Consider the following 21001-nt stretch of genomic DNA (forward strand, 5'->3'; position numbering starts at 1 on the left):
GGAGGACAATCCAGTGGCCAAGGCGAAGTTCGAGCGGACGAAGCCGCACGTCAACATCGGCACCATCGGTCACATCGACCATGGCAAGACCACGCTGACCGCGGCGATCTCCAAGGTTCTGCACGACGCGTACCCGGACGTCAACGCCTCGTTCGCGTTCGACCAGATCGACAAGGCGCCGGAAGAGAAGCAGCGCGGCATCACGATCTCGATCGCGCACATCGAGTACCAGACGGAGAACCGTCACTACGCGCACGTCGACTGCCCCGGGCACGCCGACTACATCAAGAACATGATCACGGGTGCGGCGCAGATGGACGGCGCCATCCTCGTTGTGGCGGCGACCGACGGTCCCATGCCGCAGACGAAGGAGCACGTCCTCCTGGCCCGCCAGGTCGGCGTCCCCTACATCGTTGTCGCCCTGAACAAGGCCGACATGGTGGACGACGAGGAGATCCTGGAGCTCGTCGAGCTCGAGGTCCGCGAGCTGCTCTCCGAGTACGAGTTCCCGGGCGACGACCTGCCGGTCGTGCGCGTCTCGGCGCTGAAGGCGCTCGAGGGCGACGAGCAGTGGGGCAAGTCCGTTCTCGAGCTCATGGCCGCCGTTGACACGGCGATCCCGGAGCCGGAGCGCGACACCGAGAAGCCGTTCCTCATGCCCGTCGAGGACGTCTTCACGATCACCGGCCGCGGCACCGTGGTGACCGGTCGCATCGAGCGCGGCATCATCAACGTCAACTCGGAAATCGAGATCGTTGGTATCAAGGAGACGTCGAAGAAGACGACGGTCACCTCGATCGAAATGTTCAAGAAGTTCCTCGACGAGGGCCGCGCGGGCGACAACGCCGCGCTGCTGCTCCGCGGCATCAAGCGCGAGGAGGTGGAGCGCGGCATGGTCATCGTCAAGCCGGGCACCACGACCCCGCACACCGAGTTCACCGCGCAGGTCTACATCCTGTCGAAGGACGAGGGTGGCCGCCACACGCCGTTCTTCAACAACTACCGTCCCCAGTTCTACTTCCGGACGACGGACGTGACCGGCGTTGTGACGCTCCCCGAGGGCACCGAGATGGTCATGCCGGGTGACACCACCGGTATGGACGTCAAGCTCATCCAGCCGATCGCCATGGACGAGGGCCTCCGCTTCGCGATCCGCGAGGGTGGCCGCACCGTCGGCGCCGGCTCGGTCACCAAGATCATCAAGTGACCTAGCTCGACCCCGTTCGGCGTGAGGCCGGGCCAACGATCTTCGTTGGCCCGGCCTTCGTCGTTGATCCACCTGGTGTGTGCGTCAGCTCACGCCAGATTCGTTCGAAGGCGCGTCGGGTCAGGCTTGTCGCAGAGACTCGTTGCCGGACAACGGAACCGGCCCGCCCGTGGGTCCACACGCGACAGACAGGGCGGCTCACCGGCCAAGATCCGGACGTGATCTGCCGCCAAGTCACCCACCCCGATTTGGATCGCCCCACGCCCGTGTGGCATCCTTTACAGGTTGCTCGATGAAGGCCGAGCGCGCTTCACGGCGTGTTCGAGTCTTTCGATCGAGCGTCCGCGCCCTGTTAGTGAACGCCTCCTTGCGGAGATGGGCATCAGGGTGCATGGGCTGTGGTAGGCCCAATCCCACCGGGGAGACCTTGAGTGGGACCGGTATGCGCACCGGGCGCGACACGCCCGACCGCGTGGACCGGGCACCATGACACTTCAACAGGGGCGGAGCGCGCCAAGAGGCTGTAGCAGGCCTCATCCGAGGCACCGCACCGCAGCGGTTACGAGAAGCAGAGGAACGGCAAGCCATCATGGCGGGACAAAAGATCCGCATCCGGCTCAAGGCCTACGACCACGAAGCGATCGACGCGTCTGCGCGCAAGATCGTGGAGACCGTGACGCGCACCGGCGCTCGGGTTGTCGGGCCAGTGCCGCTGCCCACTGAGAAGAACGTGTACTGCGTCATCCGCTCGCCGCACAAGTACAAGGACTCGCGCGAGCACTTCGAGATGCGCACGCACAAGCGGCTGATCGACATCCTCGACCCGACGCCGAAGACGGTGGACGCGCTCATGCGCATCGACCTGCCGGCCAGCGTCGACGTCAACATCCAGTAAGCGTTGGGCGCGGAGAGTAACGGACCAATGTCTGACAGGCAGATGAAGGGCATCCTGGGCACCAAGCTCGGCATGACTCAGGTCTTCGACGAGAACAACCGGGTTGTCCCGGTGACCGTCGTCAAGGCTGAGCCGAATGTCGTCACCCAGGTACGCACCGAAGAGAAGGACGGCTACACCGCCGTCCAGCTGGCGGCCGGCGCGATTGACCCGCGCAAGGTCAACAAGCCCGTCGCGGGCCACTTCGCCAAGGCCGGGGTCACGCCCCGTCGCCACCTGGTGGAGCTGCGCACGGTCGACGCCAGCGAGTACACGGTCGGCCAGGAGATCACCGCTGAGGTGTTCGAGGCCGGCGCTGTTGTCGACATCACCGGCACCAGCAAGGGCAAGGGCACCGCAGGTGTCATGAAGCGCCACAACTTCAAGGGCCTCGGCTCCAGCCACGGCACCCAGCGCAAGCACCGCTCGCCGGGTTCCATCGGTGGCTGTGCCACGCCTGGTCGCGTCTTCAAGGGTCTCCGCATGGCCGGCCGCATGGGCCACGTGCGCGTCACGACCCAGAACCTGAAGGTGCACAAGATCGATGCCGAGAACGGCCTGCTGCTCATCAAGGGCGCTGTTCCCGGCCCCAAGGGTGGTCTGGTGTTCGTCCGGACTGCTGCGAAGGGTGGTGCCTGATGTCGACTGTTGAGATCCGCACCCCGGACGGCAAGTCCGCCGGCTCGGTCGAGCTGCCGGCTTCCGTGTTCGACGCGCAGGCGAACGTCGCGCTGCTGCACCAGGTCGTCGTGGCCCAGCAGGCCGCCGCGCGCCAGGGCACGCACTCGACGAAGACCCGCGGCGAGGTGTCCGGTGGTGGCAAGAAGCCTTACCGCCAGAAGGGCACCGGTCGCGCCCGCCAGGGTTCGACGCGCGCGCCGCAGTTCGCCGGCGGTGGCGTCGTCCACGGCCCGCAGCCGCGTGACTACTCGCAGCGGACGCCCAAGAAGATGAAGGCCGCCGCTCTGCGTGGCGCCCTCTCCGACCGGGCTCGCGCGAACCAGGTCCACGTCGTGTCCGGCCTGGTGGACGGGGACACCCCGTCGACCAAGTCCGCGCGCAAGGTCCTGGAGTCGGTCACCCAGGCCCGTCGCGTTCTCGTCGTGCTCAACCGCACCGACGAGGTCTCGTGGGTCAGCGTGCGCAACCTGCAGCACGTGCACGTGATCGCGCCTGACCAGCTCAACACCTACGACGTGCTCGTCAACGACGACGTGGTGTTCACCAAGGACTCGCTCGACGTGTTCCTCGCCAGCAAGGCCCAGTCGGGCAAGGGCTCGGCTGAGGCGACGGCGACGGTCGTGGACGAGGAGGGTTCCAAGTGATCCCCGACCACAGGGACATCTTGCTCGCGCCGGTGATCTCGGAGAAGTCCTACGGGCTCCTCGAAGAGAACAAGTACACCTTCTTGGTGGCGCCGGGTTCGAACAAGACCCAGATCAAGATCGCCGTGGAGAAGGTCTTCGGCGTGAAGGTCGTCAGCGTCAACACCATCAACCGCCAGGGCAAGCGCAAGCGGACCAAGAGCGGTTTCGGCAAGCGCAAGGACACGAAGCGCGCGATCGTCACGCTGTCGGCTGACAGCAAGTCGATCGAGATCTTCGGCGGCCCTGCCGCCTGATGACGAGGACTGCGTAGAGATGGGCATTCGCAAGTACAAGCCGACGACGCCTGGTCGTCGCGGTGCGAGCGTCTCCGACTTCGCCGAGATCACTCGGTCGACTCCGGAGAAGTCGCTGATCCGCCCGCTGCACAAGCTGGGTGGACGCAACGCGTCGGGCAAGATCACCACGCGTCACAAGGGTGGCGGTCACAAGCGGGCGTACCGCCTGATCGACTTCCGTCGCAACGACAAGGACGGCGTGCCGGCCAAGGTCGCTCACATCGAGTACGACCCCAACCGCACCGCGCGCATCGCACTGCTGCACTACGCAGACGGCGAGAAGCGCTACATCATCGCCCCGGAGAAGCTCAAGCAGGGTGACACGGTTGAGAACGGCCCCAAGGCCGACATCAAGCCGGGTAACAACCTGCCGCTGCGCAACATCCCGGTCGGTTCCGTGATCCACGCGATCGAGCTCCGCCCCGGTGGCGGCGCGAAGATCGCCCGCTCCGCCGGTGCCTCGGTGCAGCTCGTCGCGAAGGACGGCCCGTACGCCCAGCTGCGTATGCCGTCCGGCGAGATCCGCAACGTGGACGTGCGCTGCCGCGCCACGCTCGGCGAGGTCGGCAACAAGGAGCACCAGAACATCAACTGGGGCAAGGCCGGCCGCATGCGGTGGAAGGGCAAGAAGCCCACCGTCCGCGGTGTCGCCATGAACCCCGTTGACCACCCGCATGGTGGTGGTGAGGGTAAGACCTCCGGTGGTCGCCACCCGGTCAACCCGGCTGGTAAGCCCGAAGGCCGTACCCGCCGCCGTAAGCCAAGCGACAAGCTCATCGTCCGGCGTCGTCGCACCGGTAAGAAGCGCTGAGCAGGGAGGGAGTGAAGGATGCCTCGCAGCCTTAAGAAGGGTCCCTTCGTCGACGACCACCTGCTCAAGAAGGTGGACGTTCAGAACGAAGCGGGCAAGAAGACCGTCATCAAGACGTGGTCCCGCCGGTCCACGATCATCCCGGACATGCTGGGTCACACCATCGCGGTGCACGACGGCCGCAAGCACGTCCCGGTGTTCGTGACCGAGGCGATGGTCGGGCACAAGTTGGGCGAGTTCGCCCCGACCCGCACCTTCAAGGGCCACATCAAGGACGACCGGAAGTCTCGTCGCCGCTAGGCGTCGAACTGAGAAGAGCAAGGGAAAAGCAGCGATGAACGCCCGTAAGGACGCTGAGGCAGCGGAGTTTCCGCGCGCCGTGGCTCGGGCTCGTTACGTTCGCGACACCCCCATGAAGGTGCGTCGCGTCATCGAGCTCATCAAGGGTCGTAACGCCAGCGAGGCCCTGGCCGTGCTCCAGTTCGCGCCCCAGGCCGCCTCTGAGCCGGTCGCGAAGGTGCTCGCCAGCGCCATGGCCAACGCCGAGAACAACCTGTCCCTGGACCCGAGCACCCTCTGGGTGTCCGTGGCCTACGTGGACGAGGGTCCGACCCTCAAGCGTTTCCGCCCGCGTGCCCAGGGCCGCGCGTACCGGATCCGCAAGCGGACGAGCCACATCACCATCGAGGTGGAGTCTCGTCCCAAGAAGACCAGCGCGAAGGGAACGCGGTAGTGGGCCAGAAGATCAACCCGCACGGCTTCCGGCTGGGGATCACCACCGACTGGAAGTCCCGCTGGTACGCCGACAAGCAGTACGCCGAGTACGTGGCGGAGGACGTCAAGATCCGCCGCCTGCTCAGCAAGGGCATGGAGCGTGCCGGCATCTCCAAGGTGGAGATCGAGCGGACCCGTGACCGGGTGCGCGTCGACATCCACACCGCCCGGCCGGGCATCGTCATCGGCCGTCGTGGTGCCGAGGCGGACCGCATCCGCGGCGAGCTCGAGAAGCTCACCAAGAAGCAGGTCCAGCTCAACATCCTCGAGGTGAAGAGCCCGGAGTCGGACGCGCAGCTCGTGGCACAGGGTGTCGCCGAGCAGCTGTCCAACCGCGTCGCCTTCCGCCGCGCGATGCGCAAGGCCATTCAGTCGGCCATGCGTTCGCCGCAGGTCAAGGGCATCCGCGTGCAGTGCGGCGGTCGCCTCGGCGGCGCCGAGATGTCCCGCTCGGAGCACTACCGCGACGGCCGCGTGCCGCTGCACACGCTCCGCGCCAACATCGACTACGGCTTCTTCGAGGCCCGCACCACGTTCGGCCGTATCGGCGTGAAGGTGTGGATCTACAAGGGCGACATCGTCGGTGGCATCTCGGCCAAGCGCGCACTCGACGCGGCCCCGGCCCAGGGTGCTGACCGCGCCCCGCGCCGCGACCGTGGCGAGCGTCCGAACCGTGCCCGCCGCTCCGGTGCCAGTGGCACCACCGCGACGAGCACCGAGGCCGGCCGCGCCGCAGCTGACGCCACCGCGTCGGCCGAGGCCCCGGCTTCTGCAGAGAAGACGGAGAGCTGAGTCATGCTCATCCCTCGTAGGGTCAAGCACCGCAAGCAGCACCACCCCAAGCGGTCGGGTGCTGCCAAGGGCGGCACGAAGGTCACCTTCGGTGAGTTCGGCATCCAGGCTCTGGAGCCGGCGTACGTCACCAACAGGCAGATCGAGTCCGCTCGTATCGCCATCACGCGTCACATCCGTCGTGGCGGCAAGGTCTGGATCAACATCTTCCCGGACCGTCCGCTGACGAAGAAGCCGGCCGAGACCCGCATGGGTTCCGGTAAGGGTTCGCCGGAGTGGTGGGTGGCCAACGTCAAGCCGGGTCGCGTCCTCTTCGAGATGGCGTTCCCGAACGAGCAGGTCGCTCGCGAGGCGCTCCGCCGCGCGATCCACAAGCTCCCGATGAAGTGCCGCATCGTTACGCGTGAGGGTGGTGAGTTCTGATGGCAGCGGGTACCACCGCTTCCGAGCTGCGTGAGCTCACCGAGGAAGAGCTCGTGCTGCGTCTGAAGGAATCGAAGGAAGAGCTGTTCAACCTTCGCTTCCAGATGGCCACGGGCCAGCTCGACAACAACCGGCGTCTGCGCACGGTCCGGCATGACATTGCCCGGATCTACACCGTGATGCGGGAGCGGGAGCTCGGGCTCTCCGTTTCGCCGGATTCCACTGGTGAGGGTGCGGCATGACCGACAGCAACGAAGTTCAGACCGAGAAGCGCAACGACCGCAAGGTCCGTGAGGGCCTCGTCGTGTCCGACAAGATGGACAAGACGATCGTCGTCGCGCTCGAGGACCGCAAGAAGCACCCGCGTTACTCCAAGATCATGCGCTCCACCACCAAGGTGAAGGTGCACGACGAGGAGAACGCGGCGGGCATCGGCGACCGCGTCCTGCTCATGGAGACCCGACCCCTGTCGGCGACCAAGCGCTGGCGCCTCGTCGAGATCCTCGAAAAGGCCAAGTAAGTCCTTTCTAGACAGACCGAGCCCGTCGGGTCGGAAATCCGGCGGGCCAGGAATGGTCAAGGAGCAGGTAAGTGATTCAGCAGGAGTCGCGACTTCGTGTCGCCGACAACACCGGTGCGAAGGAAATCCTTTGCATCCGTGTTCTCGGTGGTTCGGGTCGCCGCTACGCGGGCATCGGCGACATCATCGTCGCGACCGTCAAGGACGCGATCCCCGGTGCCGGCGTGAAGAAGGGTGACGTCGTCAAGGCCGTCATCGTCCGCACCGTCAAGGAGCGCCGTCGTCCGGATGGCTCGTACATCCGCTTCGACGAGAACGCCGCCGTGCTCATCAAGAACGACAACGAGCCCCGCGGCACCCGCATCTTCGGCCCGGTCGGGCGCGAGCTGCGCGACAAGAAGTTCATGAAGATCATCTCGCTGGCTCCGGAGGTGCTCTGACCATGAAGGTGAAGAAGGGCGACACGGTCGTCGTTATCGCCGGCAAGGACAAGGGCGCCAAGGGCAAGGTCATCCAGGCCTACCCGGAGAACGGCAAGGTCCTGGTCGAGGGCGTCAACCGGATCAAGAAGCACACCAAGATCACGCAGACCCAGCGGGGCGCGCAGTCTGGTGGCATCGTGACCCAGGAAGCCCCGATCAACGTCTCCAACGTGATGGTGGTCGACTCGGACGGCAAGCCGACCCGTGTTGGTTACCGGACGAACGACGAGGGCAAGCGGGTCCGCATTTCCCGTCGTAACGGGAAGGACATCTGATCATGACTACCGCAGAGAAGATCATCCCGCGGCTCAAGACGCGCTACCGCGACGAGGTCAAGGGCGAGCTGCAGAAGCAGTTCTCCTTCGCCAACGTCATGCAGATCCCGGGCGTCGTCAAGGTTGTCGTCAACATGGGTGTCGGCGACGCCGCCCGTGACGGCAAGCTGATCGAGGGTGCCGTCAAGGACCTCTCGATCATCACCGGCCAGCGTCCCGAGGTTCGTCGGGCCCGCAAGTCCATCGCGCAGTTCAAGCTGCGTGAGGGCATGCCGATCGGTGCGCGCGTCACGCTGCGCGGCGACCGCATGTGGGAGTTCCTCGACCGTCTGCTGACGATCGCGCTGCCCCGTATCCGCGACTTCCGCGGCCTGTCGGGCAAGCAGTTCGACGGCAACGGCAACTACACGTTCGGTCTGAACGAGCAGTCGATGTTCCACGAGATCGACCCGGACGCTATCGACCGGCCTCGCGGCATGGACATCACCGTCGTCACCACCGCCACGAACGACGAGGAGGGCCGGGCGCTGCTGAAGCACCTGGGCTTCCCGTTCAAGGAGAACTGAGTCGATGGCCAAGAAGGCGTTGATCAACAAGGCCGCGAAGAAGCCGAAGTTCAAGGTCCGGGGTTACACCCGGTGCCAGCGTTGCGGCCGCCCCCACGCGGTGTTCCGCAAGTTCGGCCTCTGCCGGATCTGCCTGCGCGAGATGGCTCACCGCGGTGAGCTGCCTGGCGTGAGCAAGTCCAGCTGGTAATTCCAAGCTCCATTACTTCGCTGTAGGCCCGCACACGACCGTCCTGCCCTCCCAACACCTGGGAGGGCGGGTCTGGACCCTGAGCCGGTGAACCGCAGCGAGAAAGGTTGACCAGGTCACCATGACGATGACCGATCCCATCGCAGACATGCTCACTCGTCTGCGGAACGCGAACTCGGCTTACCACGACAAGGTCGTGATGCCGCACTCCAAGATCAAGGCGAACATCGCCGAGATCCTCAAGCGCGAGGGCTACATCGCCTCGTACCGCGACGAGGACGGCGAGGTGGCCAAGAACTTGGTCGTCGAGCTGAAGTACGGCCCGAACCGTGAGCGCAGCATCGCCGGCCTCCGCCGCGTGTCCAAGCCCGGTCTGCGCGTGTACGCGAAGTCCACTGGCCTGCCCCGAGTTCTCGGTGGCCTCGGCGTGGCGATCATTTCGACCTCTGGCGGTCTCATGACCGACCGCCAGGCCAACAAGGCAGGCGTGGGCGGAGAAGTCCTCGCCTACGTTTGGTAAGGGGGAGTAGACATGTCGCGCATCGGTAAGCAGCCGATCATTGTCCCCTCCGGGGTCGACGTGAACATCGCTGGCCAGGACGTGAGCATCAAGGGTCCGAAGGGCCTCCTGACGATCACGATCGCTGAGCCGATCAGCCTGGAGAAGGCTGAGGACGGCACGCTCGAGGTCAAGCGCCCGAACGACGAGCGCCGCAACCGCGCACTCCACGGCCTGTCGCGCACGCTCGTGCACAACATGGTCGTCGGCGTGACCCAGGGCTACGAAAAGAAGATGGAAATCCACGGCGTCGGTTACCGCGTCGCGCTCAAGGGCTCTGAGCTCGAGTTCGCGCTCGGTTACTCGCACCCCGTCAAGGTCGAGGCCCCCGCGGGCATCACCTTCGCGGTCGAGACCCCGACCCGCTTCTCCGTCTCGGGTATCGACAAGCAGCTGGTCGGTGAGGTTGCCGCCAACATCCGCAAGCTGCGCAAGCCCGACCCGTACAAGGGCAAGGGCGTCCGCTACTCGGGCGAGAAGATCCGTCGCAAGGTCGGAAAGACGGGTAAGTGACATGAGCGAGTCGACTGTTACGAAGCGCAAGCCGGTGGGCAAGGACATCTCCACCAGGCGTCGTGTTGCGAAGGCCCGTCGCCACTTCCGCCTCCGCAAGAAGGTCAACGGAACCGCCGAGCGTCCGCGCCTGGCCGTGCACCGTTCGTCGAAGCACATCACCGTGCAGATCATCGACGACCTGAAGGGCCACACGATCGCGTCCGCTTCCTCCATGGAGGCCGACGTCCGTGCCCTGGACGGCGACAAGAAGGCCCGTGCGGCCAAGGTCGGCCAGCTGGCCGCGGCCCGCGCCAAGGACGCCGGCGTCACGGCGGTCGTGTTCGACCGCGGTGGCAACGCGTACCACGGCCGGATCGCTGCTCTGGCTGACGCCGCTCGCGAGGCGGGGCTGGAGTTCTGACAATGATCATCACCGGAATTGAGAGGGACGCCTGATGCCAGGACGTACGCGTCGCGAAGGCGGCGGGGGCGAGCGCGGAGAGCGCCGCGACCGTCGTGACGGCGGCCGCGGCGGCGCGGCCCAGGAGAAGACCCCCCACCTCGAGCGCGTGGTTGCGATCAACCGCGTCTCCAAGGTGGTCAAGGGTGGTCGTCGCTTCAGCTTCACCGCTCTCGTAGTGGTGGGCGACGGCGACGGCATGGTGGGCGTCGGCTACGGCAAGGCCAAGGAAGTTCCCGCGGCCATCGCCAAGGGCGTCGAGGAAGCGAAGAAGAACTTCTTCCGCGTCCCGCGCATCGCCGGCACCATCCCCCACCCGGTCCAGGGTGAGAAGGCCGCTGGTGTGGTCCTGCTGCGTCCGGCCTCGGCCGGTACCGGTGTCATCGCGGGTGGCGCTGTCCGCGCCGTCCTCGAGTGCGCCGGCGTGCACGACGTGCTGTCGAAGTCGCTCGGCTCCGACAATGCGATCAACATCGTGCACGCGACCGTGGCGGCCCTCAAGGGCCTGCAGCGTCCCGAAGAGGTCGCGGCCCGTCGTGGCCTGCCCCTCGAGGACGTCGCCCCCGCCGGCATGATCCGCGCTCGCGCGGGCCAGGGGGTGTGACATGGCGCAGCTGAAGATCACCCAGGTCCGCAGCACCATCGGTACCAAGCACAACCACCGCGAGTCGATGCGCACCCTCGGGCTGCGCAAGATCCGTCAGTCGGTCGTGCGTGAGGACACCCCCCAGGTGCTCGGCCTGATCAACGCCGTGCGTCACCTGGTTGTTGTCGAGGAGGTCCAGTCGTGACCATCAAGATTCACGACCTGCGTCCGGCCCCCGGCGCCAAGACCGCCAAGACCCGCGTCGGTCGTGGTGAAGGCTCCAAGGGCAAGACCGCCGGCCGCGGTACGAAGGGCACGGGCGCTCGCAAGAACGTCTCGCCGCGCTTCGAAGGTGGCCAGATGCCGCTGCACATGCGGCTCCCGAAGCTCAAGGGCTTCAAGAACCCGTTCCGCACCGAGTACCAGGTCGTGAACGTCTCCGCCATCGCTGCCTCCTTCCCGGAGGGCGGCTCGGTGGACGTTCCCGCGCTGGTGCTGGCCGGGCTGGTCCGCAAGGGCTCGCTCGTCAAGGTGCTGGGCGATGGTGACGTCAGCATCAAGCTGGACGTGACCGCGGACAAGTTCTCCAAGTCCGCTGTGGAGAAGCTGGCTGCTGCTGGTGGTTCTTCCACGATCTCGGCCTGACGCGTAGTTTGCGTTTGAAGGGCCCCGGGGCTTTTGCCTCGGGGCCCTTTTGCTTTGCGTTTTGTTGGTTGGGCTGCGGTTGCGAGGGTGGTCCGGCAGGTCGAGACGGACGAAGTGGGTTGCGATTGGGGCTTGACCTTGAGCCTCTGGCGGGATGCGTTCGCGGCCTCAAAGGCCGGGGTTGAAAGCGCCCCGGCCGGACCGGACAGGTTGGCATCCCGCCCCTCAAGGTAAAGCCCCAATCGCCATGAACGGCGTAGCCGGCTCCCAACCAGGTAGCAGCCCGTTCGGGCTCGCTTCGCGTCGCCACGCCAGGATTCGTAGGTGGTGGGGTTTGTGTTGGTGGCTGGCGGTTGGCACCGCGCGCCTGAGCCAAGACGGTGGTCGCCTTGCGTTCGCGACTGCGGTTGGGGCTAGAGCTCGGCTGCGCCGTCGCGATGCGTTCGCTCTGTCGGGCTCGCCTTCGGCTTCGCATCTCCTCAAGCCACAGTGGCCGAGCGCATTGCCACCGAGCGCTCGGCTGCCTTGCGCCTCTCGCCTGCGCCCTCCCCACTCGCCCCGGCCCCACTCCGCCCTCGCCCCCTCGGCCCCTCGGCCGACCTCATCTCCCGCGCGGCCCCGGCCCCGGCCCCCTTCGGCGTGCTCGGCTGTGGCCCCAGTTGGCCGCGAGTTCGTCTCGGTTCGATGGAACGGTCCGGGTTCGCTCTGCGGGGATTTCTGCGGGAACTTTGTGGCCTGGCGGGGCGTTCTTGGGCGGCGTTTTGGGTGGTCGTAGCACGGAATTCGGGGTTGCGGTACCCCGGATGGGCTAGTGGAGCGGGCAGTGATCAACGAGTTGGAACCTGTGATTGGGCGCTGGGTACGGGGTGGTGCGGGAGGGCTGTTAGAGTCGCGGGCTGAACCCGGATGTCCTCCGGGTTGCTTGGTCGTGGCTACCTGACTCGGCCTGCCAACTACCGCATGTGCCGGTCCCTGGGGGTCGGCAACGCTCAGGAGGTTCGCGTGCTCGGCGCATTCCGCTCGGCTCTCGCGACGCCGGATCTACGCAAGAAGATCCTGTTCACGCTCGGGATCATCATTGTGTATCGGCTTGGTGCGACCATGCCCGCGCCGGGCGTGTCCTTCAAGAACGTGCGGGCGTGTGCCGAAGCGCTCGAAGGCCAGAACATCTACTCGCTGATCAACCTGTTCAGCGGTGGTGCTCTGCTCAACCTTTCGGTGTTCGCGCTGGGCATCATGCCCTACATCACCGCGAGCATCATCATTCAGCTGCTCACCGTCGTGATTCCGCGATTCGAGCAGTTGAAGAAGGAAGGACAGGCCGGTCAGGGCAAGCTGACGCAGTACACGCGCTACCTGACGATCGGTCTGGCCATTCTGCAGTCGACCGGTCTCGTGGCGCTGGCGGTGCGCGGGCAGCTCTTCGGCGAGTGCGACCAGGACGTCATCCCCGGCAAGGACAGCATCTTCACCCTCATCGTGCTGGTCATCACCATGACCGCCGGTACCTCGGTCATCATGTGGCTGGGTGAGCTGATCACGGAGAAGGGCATCGGCAACGGCATGTCGCTGCTGATCTTCACCGGTATCGCCGCCCGCATCCCCGCCGAGGGCAAGAACATCCTCGACAAGGACAAGCTGACCTTCGCGCTTGTCGTCGTCGCGGCTCTGATCATCATCGCGAGCGTCATCTACGTCGAGCAGGCCCAGCGTCGCATCCCGGTGCAGTACGCCAAGCGCATGATCGGCCGCCGCATGTACGGCGGTACGTCGACGTACCTTCCCCTCAAGGTGAACCAGGCCGGCGTCATCCCGGTCATCTTCGCCTCGTCGCTGCTCTACCTGCCGGACCTGATCGTGCGCCTGACCCAGGGCTCCTCCACCGAGCCGAACTGGTTCTCCTCGTTCGTGCAGACCTACCTGGTCAAGCAGTCGAGCTGGGTGCACATCGCCACGTACTTCTTGCTGATCGTCTTCTTCACGTACTTCTACGTCGGCATCACGTTCAACCCGGACGAGCGCGCTGACGAGATGAAGAAGTTCGGTGGCTTCATCCCCGGCATCCGACCTGGTCGCCCGACCGCCGAGTACCTCAAGTTCGTCCTGGGTCGCATCACGCTCCCCGGTTCGCTCTACCTCGGCATCGTGGCGATCCTGCCGAACCTGTTCCTGGATCTGACCGGTGACGGCCAGAACCAGAACTTCCCGTTCGGCGGTACCGCGGTTCTGATCATGGTCGGTGTCGGTCTCGACACCGTGAAGCAGATCGAGAGCCAGCTCATGCAGCGCAATTACGAAGGGTTCCTCCGCTAGATGCGACTCGTTCTCGTTGGCCCGCCCGGCGCGGGCAAGGGCACCCAGGCCGAAGTTCTGAGCCGCAAGCTCGGCGTGCCGCACATCTCGACGGGCGACCTCTTCCGGTCACACATCAGCAACCAGACCGAGCTCGGGCTGGAGGTGCAGAGCATCCTCGACGAGGGCGCTCTCGTGCCGGACTCCATCACGAACGAGATGGTGCGCAAGCGCTTGGCCGAGGCCGACGCGGCGGACGGGTTCCTGCTCGACGGGTTCCCCCGCAACGTCGCCCAGGCCGACAAGCTGGGCGAGTTCCTGGCGGTCGGCGGCCACTCGCTGGACGCGGTGCTGGAGTTCCGGGTCGACGAGGACGTCGTGGTGGAGCGGCTGCTCGCACGCGGGCGCACGGACGACAAGGAAGACGTCATCCGGCACCGCCAGCAGGTGTACCGCAACGAGACCGCGCCGCTGCTGAGCTACTACGCGGAGAAGGTCATCTCCATCGACGCCGTCGGTGAGATCGACGAGATCAGCGAACGGGCACTCGCCGCGCTGAACGAGAAGTGACGAGCGGGCTTCTCCAGAAGCTCCGCGCTGTCGTCACACGTGCAAAAGATCGTGAAGGCATGAGCAAGATCGAGATCAAGACCCCCGGCCAGCTGGAGGCCATGCGCGCCTCCGGCCTGGTCGTGGCGAGGGCCCTCAAGAACGTGGTGGCCGCGGTCAAGCCTGGTGTGTCCACGTGGGAGCTCGACGAGATCGCCGAGCAGACCATCCGCGACGCCGGCGCCATCCCGTCGTTCAAGGGCTACCACGGCTTTCCCGCGAGCATCTGCGCCTCGGTCAACGAGCAGATCGTCCACGGCATCCCCAGCAAGACCCAGGTGCTGGCGTTGGGCGACCTCATCTCCATCGACTGCGGCGCGATCCTCGACGACTGGCACGGCGACTCGGCCGTGACGGTCGGCGTCGGCGAGATCTCGCCCGCGGACCACAAGCTGTCCGAGGCCACCAGGTTGTCGATGCTCGCGGGCATCGAGGCCGCGGTGCCCGGCGGCAGGCTCACGGACATCTCGTTCGCCATCGAGTCCTCCGCCATCGAGTCGGGGGAGCGCGACGGCATCGAGTACGGCATCGTCGCGGACTACGGCGGCCACGGCATCGGCACCAAGATGCACATGGACCCGTTCCTGCCGAACTACGGCAAGCCCGGCCGCGGTGCCCGGCTCAAGGTCGGCATGGCCATCGCGATCGAGCCGATGCTCACCCTCGGCACCGACGACTCCCAGGAGCTCGAGGACGGCTGGACCGTCGTCACGCTCGACGGCACCCGTGCCGCGCACTGGGAGCACAGCGTCGCGATCACCGAGGACGGCCCCTGGGTGCTCACCGCGCCCGAAGAGGACTAGCCGCACCACACCCCGTTTTTCGGATCAGCCCCGTTCTGCCCTCAGGCGAACGGGGCTAATTCGTTTGCCGGAACGGATACGGTCGAAGTGACGAGCGAGTCCAATGCTTGGGGGCATTGTGGGGGTAACCCGTTTCGTCCTGTCCGCCCTACTGATTCCGCTAGCAGGCTGTGCTGCCTCTAAGCCGGCCACCGACTTCACCTACCAGGACGTGCCGGCGACGCGGATCGCCGACCGGATCTTCCTGGCCGACACCATCGCGGCGGTCGAGCACTGCGATCCGCCGTTCGGCGACGTCAACGTCGTCAGCCCGAACTTCGTCAGCCCGCCCGTGCCCGTCGACGGCGGTTGTGGCGGTTCGACGAGGGCATCAGCGCCGTGGGAGTACGTCGACGCCGTGAATCGCATCACGGCACTGCACGACACCGTTGTCCGCGAGTGGGACGTGCGACTGAAGAGCGGGCCCGAGGCCGCCGAGACGCGGGCCATCGAGTCCATGCTGCGGCACTGCCTCGACCGCGCAGGGTTCAACCACCCCGGTCCGGGCGAACCGACCATCGAGGGCTACGGCTTCGGCAAGGGCGACCGCGCGCTCGACAACGCAGCTCAGCGGTGCTCTGACGACACCGGGTACGGCGTCCGGACCGCCACGCAACGCCTCAGAACGCTCAAGTCGGTGCTCGGCACCCACGAGGCGGAGATCAACGACATCGCGCGGCTCAAGCCCGTGCTGGAGCGGGCCACGCAGCCGCACACCGGCCCTGAGCGGACCCGATTTGGGTTGCCGCAGTGAACTGCGTACACTGGTCAGGTGGCGCACCAGTCGCGCCGGTTCAGTCATGCCCTCCGAGGTGAGATTCGAGCCGGGGTGGCGCGCGTCCAAAGGTTATTACCACCGTCACGAAACGCGGAGGACATGGGCAAGAAGGACGGGGCCATTGAGGTCGAGGGCCGCGTAGTCGAGCCGCTCCCCAACGCGATGTTCAGGGTCGAGTTGGAGAACGGTCACAAGGTACTCGCGCACATCAGCGGCAAGATGCGACAGCACTACATCCGCATCCTCCCTGAGGACCGGGTTGTCGTGGAGCTCTCGCCCTACGACCTGTCCCGCGGGCGCATCGTCTACCGCTACAAGTGACCTCCAGTAGCAGGAGATCTCAGGCGTGAAGGTTCAGCCGAGCGTCAAGAAGATCTGCGACAAGTGCAAGGTGATCCGCCGTCACGGCCGGGTCATGGTGATCTGCGAGAACCTGCGCCACAAGCAGCGCCAGGGCTGAGCAGTTCCACCTCGCGCTCGTCGAGATCCTCTTCGATGACGCAGTAACGAGACACTCCTCGCACCTACCGCACGCTGGGCTTTTCCAGCGTGCGGACACCCCCGGATTCCAGGCCGGGGCCGGGACACCGGCTGTGAGAGCAGCCGGACATGACACACAGCGAGTCAGTCACCGGAATTGGGCGAGGAGCAGACCTGGAAGTCAAACGACAGGAGTTAACCGCCACATGGCACGACTCGCTGGCGTCGACCTCCCCCGCGAGAAGCGGATGGAGATCGCGCTCACCTACATCTTCGGCATCGGTCGTACGCGCTCCAAGGAGCTGCTCGCCGCCACGGAGATCTCCCCGGACCTCCGGGTGAAGGATCTGACGGACGACGACCTCGCCAAGCTGCGGGACCACATCGAGACGAACTACAAGGTCGAGGGTGACCTTCGCCGTGAGGTCGCGGCCGACATCCGTCGCAAGATGGAGATCGGTTGCTATGAGGGTCTTCGGCACCGTCGCGGCCTGCCCGTTCGCGGACAGCGCACGAAGACGAACGCCCGTACCCGCAAGGGTCCGAAGAAGACCGTGGCCGGCAAGAAGAAGGCCGGCAAGAAGTAAGACCTCGCGTCTACTGCCCTCAACTTAGGAGTTCGTTTTGCCACCCAAGTCCCGCACGGGCGCCGGGGTCAAGAAGGTCCGGCGCAAGGAAAAGAAGAACGTCTCGCACGGCCAGGCGCACATCAAGAGCACGTTCAACAACACCATCGTGTCGATCACCGACCCGATGGGCAACGTGATCAGCTGGGCGTCCGCCGGCCACGTAGGCTTCAAGGGCTCGCGCAAGTCCACGCCGTTCGCGGCGCAGATGGCTGCCGAGAACGCCGCCCGCAAGGCCGCCGAGCACGGCATGCGCAAGGTGGACGTGTTCGTGAAGGGTCCCGGCTCCGGCCGTGAAACCGCGATCCGTTCGCTGCAGGCCGCCGGTCTCGAGGTCGGCACCATTCAGGACGTGACCCCGCAGCCCCACAACGGCTGCCGCCCGCCCAAGCGGCGCCGGGTCTGAGGAACGGGGAGGAGTAAGAACTCATGGCTCGTTATACGGGACCCGCGACGCGCATCTCGCGTCGCCTCAAGGTTGACCTCGTTGGTGGGGACCAGGCGTTCGAGCGCCGTCCGTACCCGCCCGGCCAGCACGGTCGCGGCCGCGTCAAGGAGTCCGAGTACCTGCTGCAGCTCCAGGAGAAGCAGAAGGCTCGTTACACCTACGGCGTGCTGGAGAAGCAGTTCGTCCGGTACTACAAGGAAGCGGTTCGCCGCCCCGGCAAGACCGGCGAGAACCTGCTCCAGATCCTCGAGGCTCGCCTCGACAACGTGGTGTACCGCGCGGGCCTCGCCCGCACGCGTCGCCAGGCTCGCCAGCTGGTCAGCCACGGTCACTTCATCGTGAACGGCCACAAGGTCAACATCCCGAGCTACCAGGTGTCGAAGTTCGACATCATCGACGTGAAGCCGAAGTCCATGCCCACGCTGCCCTTCGAGGCTGCGCGCGCGTCCTTCGGTGACCGCCCGATTCCGGCTTGGCTGCAGGTCGTTCCCTCGAACCTGCGCATCCTCGTGCACCAGCTGCCCGAGCGCGCGCAGATCGACACGCCTGTCACCGAGCAGCTCATCGTCGAGCTCTACTCGAAGTGATCCTCTCCGAGCCACTGTCTGCTTTGGACGGTGGCTCGGGTCGGGTCCCGCATCGGCGCGAAGGGTGTGCCGAGTGCGTTTGCCGGTCTTCGTGGCTGGCTGTTGTTGACGGCGTCAAATAGCGGGCGTCGTTGCTGAAAGGAAGAACCCAGTGCTGATTTCCCAGCGCCCCTCGCTCGCCGAGGAAGCGGTCTCCGAGACCCGTTCCCGGTTCGTCATCGAACCGCTGGAGCCGGGCTTCGGTTACACGCTCGGCAACTCGATCCGCCGCACGCTGCTCTCGTCGATCCCCGGTGCTGCTGTCACGAGCATCCGCATCGACGGCGTGCTGCACGAGTTCACCACGGTTCCCGGGGTGAAGGAGGACGTCACCGACGTCATCCTGAACCTCAAGGAGCTCGTCGTCTCGTCCGAAGAGGACGAGCCGGTGACCATGTACCTGCGCAAGCAGGGCCCCGGTGTGGTGACCGCGGGCGACATCGTGCCTCCGGCCGGTGTCACCGTGCACAACCCCGACCTGCACATCGCGACCCTGAACGGCAAGGGGAAGCTGGAGATCGAGCTCGTCGTCGAGCGCGGTCGCGGCTACGTCCCGGCTGTCCAGAACAAGCAGGCGGGCGCCGAGATCGGCCGCATCCCCGTCGACTCGATCTACTCGCCGGTTCTCAAGGTGACGTACAAGGTCGAGGCGACTCGTGTCGAGCAGCGCACGGACTTCGACAAGCTGATCCTCGACGTGGAGAGCAAGCCCTCGATCACCCCGAGGGACGCGGTTGCCTCTGCGGGCAAGACCCTGGTTGAGCTGTTCGGCCTCGCTCGCGAGCTGAACATCGACGCCGAGGGCATCGAGATCGGCCCGTCGCCGGCCGAAGCCGACACCATCGCCGCGTTCGCGATGCCTATTGAGGACCTGGACCTCACGGTCCGGTCTTACAACTGCTTGAAGCGGGAAGGCATCCACACCGTCGGCGAGCTCGTGTCGCGCAGCGAGGCGGACCTGCTGGACATCCGCAACTTCGGTGCGAAGTCGATCGACGAGGTCAAGATGAAGCTCGTCGGCCTCGGCCTCGCCCTGAAGGACTCGCCTCCTGGGTTCGACCCGTCCGCGGCTGCTGCCGACTACCACCCCGGTGACACGGGCTGGGGCGCCGGCACTGGCCTGGACCCGCACGACGACGGTCAGGACTACGCGGAGACCGAGCAGCTCTGACGCTCTCAGAGCCAGAGGATCTCTTTCAGTTACAGGAGTAAGCGATGCCCACCCCTACCAAGGGCCCACGGCTCGGTGGGTCTCCGGCACACGAGCGGCTGCTGCTCGCCAACCTGGCGACGGCGCTGTTCGAGCACGGCCGGATCAAGACCACTGAGGCCAAGGCGAAGCGGCTGCGTCCGTACGCCGAGAAGATCATTTCCAAGGCCAAGGCCGGCGACCTGCACAACCGTCGCGAGATCATGAAGGTGATCCGCAACAAGGACGTCGTGCACAAGCTGATCGCCGAGATCGGTCCGTTCTTCAGCGACCGTTCCGGTGGCTACACCCGCATCACCAAGACGCTGGCGCGCAAGGGCGACAACGCCCCCATGGCCATCATCGAGCTGGTGCAGCAGAAGCTCGTCTCCACCGAGGCCGAGGCTGCGCGCAAGACCAAGTTCGCCAAGGACGAGAAGCCGGCCGAGGCCGCTGTCGTCGAGGCCGACGAGACCAAGGCCGAGGACGCTGTCGAGGTTGACGGCGAGCCGACCGCTGAGGCCGTCGAGGCCGAGGAGAAGGCCGACGAGGCCAAGGACGAGTCCGCCAAGGACAAGTCCTGAGTCTGAACGCTGACGAGCCCGTCGTTCCCGGTTCCGGGGGCGGCGGGCTCGTTCGTGTGCGCTTCGATCTGGGGTACGACGGGACTGACTTTTCGGGGTGGGCTCGGCAGCCTTCCCGTCGGACTGTTTGTGGCGTCCTCGAGGACACGTTGTCCATGGTGTTGCGCGAGGATGTTTCGCTGACTGTTGCTGGGCGGACCGATGCTGGCGTGCACGCCTCCGGTCAGGTCGCCCATGCTGATCTTCCCGTGTCCGTTGATGTTGCCGGGTTGCCCAAGCGGCTGGCCCGGGCGTTGCCTTCGGATGTTCGGGTTTTTTCGGCTTCTGTGGTGCCTTTTGACTTTGACGCTCGGTTTTCTGCGTTGCGGCGGCACTACGAGTACCGGGTTGCGGATGCCGAGTTCGGTGCGCATCCGTTGCGGCGGTTGGACACCCTGGCTTGGCCTCGTCCGCTGGACGTCTCGGCGATGAACGTTGCTGCTGGGTTGTTGTTGGGGGAGCACGACTTTTGTGCGTTTTGCAAGCGGCGGGACGGGGCTACGACCATTCGGGAACTGCAGCGGCTTGAGTTGGTTCGGGCTGCTGGCGATGGCGATGGCGTTGGCGATGGCGTGATCACGGCGTTTGTTTCTGCTGATGCGTTCTGTCACTCGATGGTTCGGTCGTTGATCGGGGCGTTGTTGGCGGTGGGGGAGGGAAGGAAGCCTGTTTCCTGGCCTGCCTCGCTGTTGTCGTTGAGTGGGCGTGCCAGTGGGGTGACTGTGGCTCCGGCGCATGGGTTGTCGTTGGTGCGGGTGGACTTTCCGTCGGATTCGGAGTTGGCTGCTCGGGCTGAGGCGACTCGGCGGGTTCGTACGTTGTCTTCTTGAGTCGCGTTCCCCTGTTGCGGGCGGTCCGTTCTGTTGCGTGCTTCCCCCTGGGGGCTCTGCCCCCAGACCCCCGGCAATCTGATCGGGGGGCTCCGCGCCGCTCGCGGGTTGATGGCACGCCTGTTTGTGTTGGGCGGCTGCCTGTTTCGTAGTTTGGTTGCGTTGGCGGTGGGGTCCCGTCACGAGTCGCACCAAGAGCGGGCCACATGCCTGGAGGGGTGTCAAACCGCCGAAAAGCGTGGCGGTTTGACACCCCTCCAGGCATGCAGCAAGAGC

General features: G+C 65.8%; 34 protein-coding genes. All 34 read left to right on the top strand.

From position 1 onward, the window contains the following. Positions 1-13 precede the first annotated feature (13 nt). The 34 genes from tuf to truA all read left to right on the top strand — a co-directional run bounded on the left by tuf (position 14) and on the right by truA (position 20725). Positions 14-1207: an elongation factor Tu gene (gene tuf / locus JNUCC0626_RS36915; protein WP_086669027.1), complete on the top strand. Its 1194-nt coding sequence runs from the start codon at positions 14-16 to the stop codon at positions 1205-1207. A 589-nt stretch (positions 1208-1796) separates the two neighbouring features. Continuing rightward, complete coding sequence (gene rpsJ, locus JNUCC0626_RS36920; RefSeq protein WP_003938093.1) at positions 1797-2102, top strand: 30S ribosomal protein S10; 306 nt, start codon at positions 1797-1799, stop codon at positions 2100-2102. Positions 2103-2129: 27 nt separating this feature from the next. Further along, positions 2130-2780: a 50S ribosomal protein L3 gene (rplC, locus tag JNUCC0626_RS36925; RefSeq protein WP_394615336.1), complete on the top strand. Its 651-nt coding sequence runs from the start codon at positions 2130-2132 to the stop codon at positions 2778-2780. Next, positions 2780-3466: a 50S ribosomal protein L4 gene (gene rplD, locus JNUCC0626_RS36930; protein WP_394615337.1), complete on the top strand. Its 687-nt coding sequence runs from the start codon at positions 2780-2782 to the stop codon at positions 3464-3466. The genes rplC and rplD overlap by 1 nt, the downstream gene beginning before the upstream one ends. After that, positions 3463-3762: a 50S ribosomal protein L23 gene (gene rplW / locus JNUCC0626_RS36935; RefSeq protein ID WP_090065868.1), complete on the top strand. Its 300-nt coding sequence runs from the start codon at positions 3463-3465 to the stop codon at positions 3760-3762. The genes rplD and rplW overlap by 4 nt, the downstream gene beginning before the upstream one ends. 19 nt (positions 3763-3781) lie before the next feature. Then, the gene (gene rplB / locus JNUCC0626_RS36940; RefSeq protein ID WP_089949047.1) at positions 3782-4615 is read left to right on the top strand and encodes a 50S ribosomal protein L2; all 834 of its coding nucleotides are present in this window, start codon (positions 3782-3784) and stop codon (positions 4613-4615) included. Between the two features lie 18 nt (positions 4616-4633). Further along, on the top strand, positions 4634-4915 hold the full coding sequence (rpsS, locus tag JNUCC0626_RS36945; RefSeq protein ID WP_030478300.1) for a 30S ribosomal protein S19: 282 nt from the start codon (positions 4634-4636) through the stop codon (positions 4913-4915). 34 nt (positions 4916-4949) lie between these two features. Next, on the top strand, positions 4950-5348 hold the full coding sequence (rplV, locus tag JNUCC0626_RS36950) for a 50S ribosomal protein L22 (RefSeq protein WP_089915295.1): 399 nt from the start codon (positions 4950-4952) through the stop codon (positions 5346-5348). Further along, entirely contained in the window at positions 5348-6181 is an 834-nt protein-coding gene (gene rpsC / locus JNUCC0626_RS36955; protein ID WP_189160161.1) for a 30S ribosomal protein S3, read from the top strand. The genes rplV and rpsC overlap by 1 nt, the downstream gene beginning before the upstream one ends. Positions 6182-6184: 3 nt before the next feature. Further along, positions 6185-6604, top strand: coding sequence for a 50S ribosomal protein L16 (rplP, locus tag JNUCC0626_RS36960; protein ID WP_089915289.1), 420 nt, complete (start codon positions 6185-6187; stop codon positions 6602-6604). Beyond that, on the top strand, positions 6604-6846 hold the full coding sequence (gene rpmC, locus JNUCC0626_RS36965; RefSeq protein WP_089915286.1) for a 50S ribosomal protein L29: 243 nt from the start codon (positions 6604-6606) through the stop codon (positions 6844-6846). Before rplP ends, rpmC begins: the two co-directional genes overlap by 1 nt. Then, the gene (gene rpsQ / locus JNUCC0626_RS36970) at positions 6843-7124 is read left to right on the top strand and encodes a 30S ribosomal protein S17 (protein WP_030473459.1); all 282 of its coding nucleotides are present in this window, start codon (positions 6843-6845) and stop codon (positions 7122-7124) included. Before rpmC ends, rpsQ begins: the two co-directional genes overlap by 4 nt. A gap of 71 nt (positions 7125-7195) precedes the next feature. Continuing rightward, complete coding sequence (rplN, locus tag JNUCC0626_RS36975; RefSeq protein WP_030478306.1) at positions 7196-7564, top strand: 50S ribosomal protein L14; 369 nt, start codon at positions 7196-7198, stop codon at positions 7562-7564. 2 nt (positions 7565-7566) lie between these two features. After that, on the top strand, positions 7567-7881 hold the full coding sequence (gene rplX, locus JNUCC0626_RS36980; protein WP_090065866.1) for a 50S ribosomal protein L24: 315 nt from the start codon (positions 7567-7569) through the stop codon (positions 7879-7881). A 2-nt stretch (positions 7882-7883) separates the two neighbouring features. Continuing rightward, complete coding sequence (rplE, locus tag JNUCC0626_RS36985; protein ID WP_330854395.1) at positions 7884-8447, top strand: 50S ribosomal protein L5; 564 nt, start codon at positions 7884-7886, stop codon at positions 8445-8447. Between the two features lie 4 nt (positions 8448-8451). Then, complete coding sequence (locus JNUCC0626_RS36990) at positions 8452-8637, top strand: type Z 30S ribosomal protein S14 (protein ID WP_030473455.1); 186 nt, start codon at positions 8452-8454, stop codon at positions 8635-8637. A 121-nt stretch (positions 8638-8758) separates the two neighbouring features. Continuing rightward, on the top strand, positions 8759-9157 hold the full coding sequence (rpsH, locus tag JNUCC0626_RS36995; protein ID WP_030478309.1) for a 30S ribosomal protein S8: 399 nt from the start codon (positions 8759-8761) through the stop codon (positions 9155-9157). Positions 9158-9169: 12 nt separating this feature from the next. Next, on the top strand, positions 9170-9709 hold the full coding sequence (rplF, locus tag JNUCC0626_RS37000; protein WP_382409905.1) for a 50S ribosomal protein L6: 540 nt from the start codon (positions 9170-9172) through the stop codon (positions 9707-9709). A gap of 1 nt (position 9710) precedes the next feature. Next, positions 9711-10112, top strand: coding sequence for a 50S ribosomal protein L18 (gene rplR, locus JNUCC0626_RS37005; protein WP_090015388.1), 402 nt, complete (start codon positions 9711-9713; stop codon positions 10110-10112). Positions 10113-10146: 34 nt separating this feature from the next. Further along, positions 10147-10755 carry a 30S ribosomal protein S5 gene (rpsE, locus tag JNUCC0626_RS37010; protein ID WP_030473451.1) on the top strand — a complete coding sequence of 203 codons (609 nt, stop codon included), beginning with the start codon at positions 10147-10149 and terminating at the stop codon, positions 10753-10755. Between the two features lies 1 nt (position 10756). After that, positions 10757-10942 (top strand): 50S ribosomal protein L30, encoded by a 186-nt coding sequence (rpmD, locus tag JNUCC0626_RS37015; RefSeq protein WP_090094710.1) that lies wholly within the window; start codon positions 10757-10759, stop codon positions 10940-10942. Continuing rightward, a complete protein-coding gene (rplO, locus tag JNUCC0626_RS37020) occupies positions 10939-11382 on the top strand; it encodes a 50S ribosomal protein L15 (protein WP_394615338.1) in 444 nt (147 codons plus the stop codon). The genes rpmD and rplO overlap by 4 nt, the downstream gene beginning before the upstream one ends. Before the next feature lie 1002 nt (positions 11383-12384). Then, complete coding sequence (secY, locus tag JNUCC0626_RS37025; RefSeq protein WP_285643075.1) at positions 12385-13695, top strand: preprotein translocase subunit SecY; 1311 nt, start codon at positions 12385-12387, stop codon at positions 13693-13695. Next, on the top strand, positions 13696-14244 hold the full coding sequence (locus JNUCC0626_RS37030; RefSeq protein WP_359757727.1) for an adenylate kinase: 549 nt from the start codon (positions 13696-13698) through the stop codon (positions 14242-14244). It abuts the gene before it with no gap. Positions 14245-14303: 59 nt separating this feature from the next. After that, positions 14304-15086: a type I methionyl aminopeptidase gene (map, locus tag JNUCC0626_RS37035; RefSeq protein ID WP_394615339.1), complete on the top strand. Its 783-nt coding sequence runs from the start codon at positions 14304-14306 to the stop codon at positions 15084-15086. Between the two features lie 211 nt (positions 15087-15297). Beyond that, complete coding sequence (locus JNUCC0626_RS37040) at positions 15298-15879, top strand: hypothetical protein (protein WP_394615340.1); 582 nt, start codon at positions 15298-15300, stop codon at positions 15877-15879. Positions 15880-16002: 123 nt separating this feature from the next. Continuing rightward, positions 16003-16224 (top strand): translation initiation factor IF-1, encoded by a 222-nt coding sequence (gene infA, locus JNUCC0626_RS37045; protein WP_005166804.1) that lies wholly within the window; start codon positions 16003-16005, stop codon positions 16222-16224. 25 nt (positions 16225-16249) lie between these two features. Next, positions 16250-16363 (top strand): 50S ribosomal protein L36, encoded by a 114-nt coding sequence (gene rpmJ, locus JNUCC0626_RS37050; RefSeq protein WP_010148647.1) that lies wholly within the window; start codon positions 16250-16252, stop codon positions 16361-16363. A 226-nt stretch (positions 16364-16589) separates the two neighbouring features. Continuing rightward, entirely contained in the window at positions 16590-16970 is a 381-nt protein-coding gene (rpsM, locus tag JNUCC0626_RS37055) for a 30S ribosomal protein S13 (RefSeq protein WP_045309821.1), read from the top strand. A gap of 37 nt (positions 16971-17007) precedes the next feature. Next, a complete protein-coding gene (rpsK, locus tag JNUCC0626_RS37060; protein ID WP_033436732.1) occupies positions 17008-17415 on the top strand; it encodes a 30S ribosomal protein S11 in 408 nt (135 codons plus the stop codon). Positions 17416-17438: 23 nt separating this feature from the next. Continuing rightward, positions 17439-18044, top strand: a complete 606-nt coding sequence (rpsD, locus tag JNUCC0626_RS37065; RefSeq protein WP_285643097.1) for a 30S ribosomal protein S4 — start codon at positions 17439-17441, stop codon at positions 18042-18044. 151 nt (positions 18045-18195) lie between these two features. Next, positions 18196-19254, top strand: a complete 1059-nt coding sequence (locus tag JNUCC0626_RS37070) for a DNA-directed RNA polymerase subunit alpha (protein ID WP_030478322.1) — start codon at positions 18196-18198, stop codon at positions 19252-19254. 44 nt (positions 19255-19298) lie between these two features. After that, positions 19299-19856 carry a 50S ribosomal protein L17 gene (rplQ, locus tag JNUCC0626_RS37075; RefSeq protein WP_394615341.1) on the top strand — a complete coding sequence of 186 codons (558 nt, stop codon included), beginning with the start codon at positions 19299-19301 and terminating at the stop codon, positions 19854-19856. Between the two features lie 56 nt (positions 19857-19912). Then, positions 19913-20725: a tRNA pseudouridine(38-40) synthase TruA gene (truA, locus tag JNUCC0626_RS37080; protein ID WP_394615342.1), complete on the top strand. Its 813-nt coding sequence runs from the start codon at positions 19913-19915 to the stop codon at positions 20723-20725. Positions 20726-21001: the final 276 nt, after the last annotated feature.

Source organism: Lentzea sp. JNUCC 0626 (assembly GCF_043632865.1).
Classification (GTDB): domain Bacteria; phylum Actinomycetota; class Actinomycetes; order Mycobacteriales; family Pseudonocardiaceae; genus Lentzea.